The organism is Candidatus Neomarinimicrobiota bacterium, from assembly GCA_022560655.1.
GTDB lineage: Bacteria > Fidelibacterota > Marinisomatia > SCGC-AAA003-L08 > TS1B11 > JADFSS01.
Genome location: JADFSS010000097.1, coordinates 1 through 6,214, shown reverse-complemented (window position 1 = coordinate 6,214; position 6,214 = coordinate 1). Strand labels below are relative to the sequence as shown.

Below are 6,214 nucleotides of genomic sequence, written 5' to 3'. Positions count from 1 at the left end.
ATAAGCCGCCGCACCCATTTGCCGCCAGTTTTAACGGTACAGGTCGTGGACCGAACGAGAACAGTTTACCATTCCAGAATTCAGGATATACGATCAACAACGAACTCGATTCATATGCCGTGGAATTAAACAGCGTGTTCGGCAGTAATATTGCCAATCGCTTCTTTTTCAGTTATAATAAATTCCGTGATTTTCGTGAACCAGTCAGCGAGGATTTTCCGACGATAGAGATCGGAGAAGGCGGGATTACTTATACGACGGTGGGTCATGAACCGTTCTCGATACACAATATATTAGATCAGGATGTCTTTCAGTTTACTAATAATCTCAGTTATTTCTCCGGAAGGCACGTATATACCGTCGGCGTCAACTATGAACGATTCAACTTCTTCAATTCGTTCAACCTGTTCCGACACGGTTTATTTGTAGAGGCTGGTGATCTGGATTTACTGTTTCCGGGTGCCGGGTATCTGGATTTTCTTGGCGCTAGTACATTTTCATCGTTGGATAATTTCTTTATTCGTACAGACCGTTCAGATTCCACCAATTTCTACGACTTGAGGTCGGTAATTGGTTCCGGTCCGTTTGTGGGTGAGAATATTGAGGTGGGTCAGCTGGCTTTTTATGCGCAGGACGAATTTCAAATGTCCGATCAGTTTAAATTGACATACGGACTCCGTGTTGATTTCCCAATTTATTTTACGGAACCTATTGATAACCCATTCTCGAGAGCTTTAACGCTGTTAGACGAAAACGGTAATTCCGAGACCGTCGATCAGAGTAAACTCCCCGATGCAACGCCCTTGTTTTCACCCCGTGTAGGGTTCAACTGGGACGTAAACGGGGACAGATCTCTCCAGCTCAGAGGAGGCACCGGAATATTCACAGGACGATTACCATTCGTCTGGATAGGGAATAATATTTCAAATCCGGGTCCAAATCCAAACCTCTTCCCCGCGTTTTCAGAAGCGGATGTACCGGATGAGCATATAACCGACGACGGCTCGGGCCGTCTTGTCCCGGGCAGGTCAATTTTGAAGCAGAGCTTTTTCCTGAATGCAATGGTTGAGGATTTTAAATGGCCTCAAGTCTGGACGACAAACATTGCGGTAGATAAACAACTACCTTGGGATATACTGGGGACATTTGAATTTCTATACAGTAAAGATTTGAATTCGGTTTATTTAAGAAACGCCGATCTGGCAGCTCCGGTTGGCAATCTTCCGGATCCTGACGGCAGACCGATTTACGGTGGCGGCATACTGAATCCAACTGTGGTTTTAAATGGAGTTACCCTTGTGAGTGGCGATGCCTATAGTGGTGCTTACATCATAGATAACTCAAGCGAGGGGTACAATTTCAACTTCACGGTGCAGCTACGGAAGATTTTCGATTTCGGGCTCAATACCAGCCTATCTTATACGTTCTTGGAGGCAAAAAGCAATTTGAAATCGACTGAAATCGCTTTCGAATTGTGGCAGCAGAATCCGGTTCAAGGCAATCCGAATAAGCCGGAACTCAGCTTTTCCGAATTCGGTCATCGGCACCGAATCGTTGGCGGCGCGAACTACAGCCATCGCTGGTCAAGCAGCCTGGCGACGCAGTTTGGCCTATTCCTCGAAGTGGCACAAGGTAATAGATTTGCAGGCGCCGGCGGGAATCGCTATTCGTTCACGTACTCTGGTGATGTCAATGGCGACGGTTCTCCCTCAAACAACGATCTGATCTACATCCCGAAAGATGCCAATGACATCAATCTTGCTGATCCAACTGAATGGGCCGCTTTGAACGCTTTCATAGAGCAGGACAATTATTTGAAGAACCATCGTGGTGAGATCGCTGAAAGATTTGGCGCCGTGAATCCCTGGTACAGCAATATTGACCTGAGGATACTCCAGGACATTTCGGCCCCGGTGATGGGCAACCTGCAGATCAGCCTGGACATCTTGAACGTGGGGAACCTGATCAACTCCAACTGGGGGGTGCGGCAGGTGGCCAGTGCAGCTGCAACTTCACCCCTAAGATTTACTGGAAATTTTGACGCTAACGGCAATCCTGAATTCAACTTTACTGGACCTGAGGAAACATATATTGATGACCCCGGTCTGTTTTCGCGCTGGCAGATTCAGCTGGGGGTGCGCTACTCGTTCTAGCCATAGCATCGCAACGATCCATGCAGCAGGGCCCGGTCTATCCGGGCCCTGCGCTTATTTGGGGGCGGTGGCCGCTTCGCCATAGCTCACAACCTATTGGCCGATACCTTTGGCCTCGCAGCAAGTATTTGGAGGCAAGATTGCCGGTCGGGCTAGTCGGCCTGCTCCGGTTCGGGGGCGTCGCCCTCGCCAGGATGCCCCTCCTGCATATGCTCGTGGAGCCGCTCCCGCCAGCCGTAGTGGCCCCAGCGACCCCATGGCCGCCCGTGGCTGAGCAGAATTTTGCCGAGCGCCAGCAGGCCCAGGGCCTGTAGGAAGGTGATGTAGGGACCGTCAAAAATGGGGGGCACCAGCCAGTTCCAGAGCAGCATTGTCACGCCCCCAAAGGCGATGACGATCACGGCAATAGACCCGGCTATGCGCAGGGGTGAACGTGTGAATTTGCCAGCGTAATGCATGTTTGAGTTCCTTCTATAGCGTTATTGATTTCAGATCGTCTAGCGCAGTCCTTAAGGACAGCACAGCGTAATGTTTGCGCGAGAGGAGCGTGGTGACCGGTTCGCCGGTCAGGGCGGCCATCTCGGCGTAGCTCAGCCCCTGCAACTCATGCCAGATGAAGACGTCGCGCTGGGGCGCGGGCAAATCGTCCAGGGCAGCCTCGATGGTGGCGGCGACCTCGGCGCGGGCGAAGCGACGCTCGGGATTCTGGGACAGGTCGGGCAGTAGCTCGTCCAGCAGGTAGTCCTCACCCGCGTCGTCCAGCTCCACCTGCCGGCCCAGTCCGGGCTTACGGGCCAGGTCGGTGACCCGGTTGCGGGCCACCCGGAAGAGCCAGGCCGAAATGTCCCCCAGTGACACAATCTCATCGTAACTGACGGTGAGCTGCAGCAGCACATCCTGGAGGATGTCCTCGGAGTCCCTGCGCGAGGGGGCCAGCCAGCGGATGAAGGCCAGCAGGCGCTCGCGGTAGGTGCGCACCAGGCGGTCGATGCGGCCGCGGCGGTGGGCCTCAGCGGCGGTCATGGGGCCGGCTCCATAGAGAGTGCCATGGCTGGCGGCGAAGCTACGCATAGAGGCGGGTATTGTAGTTGTCATACTTAGCTAGACGGATTGGGCGGGAAAATATTGCAGACTTTTTTTGGGGGTAGCGCGGCGGCGCTCCAATTGCCCCCCTCTCCAGCCCCTCAGCGCCATAAGTTAGGTGCACTGCCGTGCAGCGCGTCGCCATCAGAAGTGCCCGTGGGGCGGGCGTCCTCGCCGCTACCATCCTGGTGAGCGGCATGGCGGCCTTCATGGGCCGCACCGTGAGTATTTCCCTGCCCGCCATCCAGGCCGAGTTCGGCGCGGCCGTCAGCCAGCTGCAGTGGGTCATCACGGTCTACGCCCTGGTGCTAGCCACTTTCACACTCATCAGCGGGCGGATGTGCGACGCCTACGGCACCCGGGGGGTGTTTCTGGGGGGCATCGGTCTATTCGGGGCGGGAGCGGTGGCGGCGGCCGCGAGCGGATCGATGGCCATGCTCATTGCTAGCCAGGTAGTGCTGGGGCTGGGGGGCATGCTCATGCTGCCGGCCTGCCTGGCCCTCATCAATCTCACCTTTGCCGAGGACCATAAAGGGGCGGCCATCGGACTGTGGGCGGGGGTGGGGGCGGCGTTCGGCGTGCTGGGGCTGCTCACCGGGGGACTGGTGGTTGAGGTCTGGGGCTGGCGCGGCGGCTTCTGGCTGTTGGCGCCACTGGCGGGCATGGCCTGGCTGCTGGCGCGGCGTAGCGTGCCACCGGTCCCATCCGCTGGCAGCCGTCAAATCAGTCTAGGCAGCAGCCTGGCATTGGCCGCGGGCCTGCTGGGGCTGGCCTACGCTCTGATAAACGGGCTGGGGCTGGGCTGGGGGCACCCGGCTGTGGTGGCGGGTGGAGCGGCGGCAGCGGCAGGAGCCGCGCTGTTCCTCAGGGCCGAGCGGGTCTCTCCAACGCGGCTTGTCCCGCATGGCTTCGTGGCCTCCAGCGGAGTGTTTTGGCCCAACGCGGTGACTTTTTTCCTCTATTTCGCGCTGAACGGGTCATACGTTTTCCTCATCGTCTTTTTCCAGGAGGTTTTCGGGCTGCCGCCGTCTCGGGCGGGCATAGGTCTGCTCCCACCTTCACTGGCGGTGATGCTGCTGAGCGGATGGTTCGGGCGTCAGGCTGACCGCCGGGGCGCTAGGGGCTTCATCGTAGCGGGCACAGGCCTCACGGCGCTGGGCATGGCCTGGGTGGCGGCTGCCCCGGCCGGGGCCACTTATCTGCGTCACTTCCTGCCACCCTTGCTCTCTATCGGCCTGGGGATGGCGCTGTTCGTGGCGCCACTCACCAAGCTGGCCGTAGCGGTTCGGGACGAGCACTCCGGGGTGGCCTCAGGGCTGAACAACACGGTGGCCCGCGTTTCGGGCCTGCTGGCCATGGCACTGCTGGGGGGCGTTTTGGCCACGACCTTCGGGCAGGGGCTGGACGGGACGGGGCTGAGCAGCGTGGTGGCGGAGGCATTGCAGCAGCAACCGGCACTGGGAACGGCGGTGCTGCCAGCGGACCTATCGCCGGATGAGGGGGCCGCGATAGCCCGGCTGGTGGCAGCGGCGCGGCTGGGAGCCTACCACTGGACCATGGGCGTCAACGCGGCTTTTGCGGGGGTCAGTTTCCTGCTGTCGGCGGTTATGCTAAAGGGGGGCGGCCGCTAGGCTAGATCGACTCCAGGGCGGCCTGGGTCGCCGGCACATTGCGGCGGCAGGGCTCCATGAACGGCGAGCCGTATTTCTCGCCCAGTTTCACCGCGTTGGGGTAGTTGCGCAGGGCCTTTCTCAGGTTGCCGTCGGCCTTGAGGCCGTCGCCCAGGCTGTCGTAGACGTTGGCCGACTTGGGGAAGTGCTTCACATTGTACTCAAAGGTCCGGACGGCCTTTTTGGGGTCCTCCTGCCGCAGATAAAAGTAGCCCAGCGTGTTGATCTTTCCCTCCGGGGGTGAGACGGTGTAGCCGAGGCGCTCGGACAGACACTGATAGTGATCGACGGCCACCTGCAGGCCGTCCTGTCCGGCCAGGTCGACGTTGATGGTGAAGTTCCAACCGTCGAAGAGCGCTTCCAACCAGCCATAGATGCTGCGGTGGACCACCGAGCCGTGGTCCTCTCCGGCCAGTACCGTGCATGACCTGTGGAAATCCTCCCGGGCGTTCATGGAGAGCTCCTGCGCCATCCTGGCGGCAGCGATCCGCTCAGCGTCCTGCCGGAGGTCGTGCTGAACACGGCCACCACGGCCCACATCCTGGGCGACTGCGGGATGGGGGCCACCCCGGAGGAGGGGGTCACCGACCGGCGGGGCGGGTACACGGATATGCGGGGCTCTACGCGGTGGACGGCTCGGTAGTGCCGGTGAATCTGGGGGTGGACCCGGCGCTTACCATTACCGCCCTGGCGCAGTACGTGCTGGGCGAGGTGTAGCTTTCCCTACAGCTCCACAAACCCTTTCTGCCCCCTGACCCGCTCCAGCCAGCGGCCCACGGCAGGGTAGGCGGCCAGGTCGAAGCCCCCCTCCGCAGCCACGTGGGTGTAGGCGAACAGGGCGATGTCGGCGATGGAGTAGGCGGCGCCGGCGAAGTAGTCGTGGCGGGCGAGGTGCTGCTCCATGACGGCCAGGGCGGCGTTGCCCCGGGACAGCAGGCCGGGCAGTTCCTCCCGGCGGGGGTGGTCGGCGGGGTAGTTATTGGAGATGCTGCGGGCGATAGCCAGGTAGGGCTCGTGGCCGTTCTGCTCGAATAGCATCCACGCCAAGGCCCGGGCGCGGTCCAGTTTGTCATCGGGCAGGTAGGGGGTGCCCTCCGCCAGATAGTGGAGGATGGCGCCGGACTCGGGGAGGTGCTCGCCGGTGGGCAGTTCCAGCAGGGGCACTTTGCCCATGGGCGTGAGGGCCAGGAACTCCGGCGTGCGGGGCTTGACGCGGGTGGAGGGGATCTCCTCCCAGTCGTACTCCTCGCCCAGATGGGCCAGCAGCAGCCGCACCTTGTAGCAGTTGCCCGATGTCATCATGCCATA

The 6,214-nt window shown here is 59.8% G+C and carries 6 protein-coding genes and 1 pseudogene; 3 read left to right on the top strand and 4 right to left on the bottom strand.

Going from position 1 to position 6,214, the window contains the following annotated elements; translation table 11 throughout:
* Positions 1–2,153 (top strand): TonB-dependent receptor (locus tag IH971_10475; protein ID MCH7498261.1); only part of this gene is annotated, 2,153 nt, incomplete at its 5' end.
* Positions 2,154–2,305: 152 nt separating this feature from the next.
* Here IH971_10475 and IH971_10470 read toward each other — a convergent pair.
* Together IH971_10470 and IH971_10465 are read right to left on the bottom strand one after the other, a co-directional pair.
* The gene (locus IH971_10470) at positions 2,306–2,611 is read right to left on the bottom strand and encodes a hypothetical protein (GenBank protein MCH7498260.1); all 306 of its coding nucleotides are present in this window, start codon (positions 2,609–2,611) and stop codon (positions 2,306–2,308) included.
* Positions 2,612–2,624: 13 nt separating this feature from the next.
* Entirely contained in the window at positions 2,625–3,176 is a 552-nt protein-coding gene (locus IH971_10465) for an RNA polymerase sigma factor (protein MCH7498259.1), read from the bottom strand.
* Between the two features lie 188 nt (positions 3,177–3,364).
* On the opposite strand from IH971_10465, the gene IH971_10460 reads away from it, so the two are divergent.
* Positions 3,365–4,867, top strand: a complete 1,503-nt coding sequence (locus tag IH971_10460; GenBank protein MCH7498258.1) for an MFS transporter — start codon at positions 3,365–3,367, stop codon at positions 4,865–4,867.
* A gap of 1 nt (position 4,868) precedes the next feature.
* Here the strand turns inward: IH971_10460 and IH971_10455 are convergent, their stop codons facing one another.
* Positions 4,869–5,360, bottom strand: coding sequence for a hypothetical protein (locus IH971_10455; protein MCH7498257.1), 492 nt, complete (start codon positions 5,358–5,360; stop codon positions 4,869–4,871).
* A gap of 102 nt (positions 5,361–5,462) precedes the next feature.
* Between IH971_10455 and IH971_10450 the strand changes: the two are divergent.
* Positions 5,463–5,623: pseudogene (locus tag IH971_10450) on the top strand (hypothetical protein).
* A 6-nt stretch (positions 5,624–5,629) separates the two neighbouring features.
* On the opposite strand, the gene IH971_10445 reads toward IH971_10450, so the two are convergent.
* On the bottom strand, positions 5,630–6,214 hold a 585-nt coding region (locus IH971_10445), incomplete at its 5' end, for a glutathione S-transferase family protein (protein ID MCH7498256.1).

What these genes read in the sequence shown, in the direction of transcription:
- IH971_10470 (MCH7498260.1), bottom strand. Translation starts at nt 2,611, where the DNA reads ATGCATTACGCTGGCAAATTCACACGTTCACCCCTGCGCATAGCCGGG.
- IH971_10465 (MCH7498259.1), bottom strand. Translation starts at nt 3,176, where the DNA reads ATGACCGCCGCTGAGGCCCACCGCCGCGGCCGCATCGACCGCCTGGTG.
- IH971_10455 (MCH7498257.1), bottom strand. Translation starts at nt 5,360, where the DNA reads ATGAACGCCCGGGAGGATTTCCACAGGTCATGCACGGTACTGGCCGGA.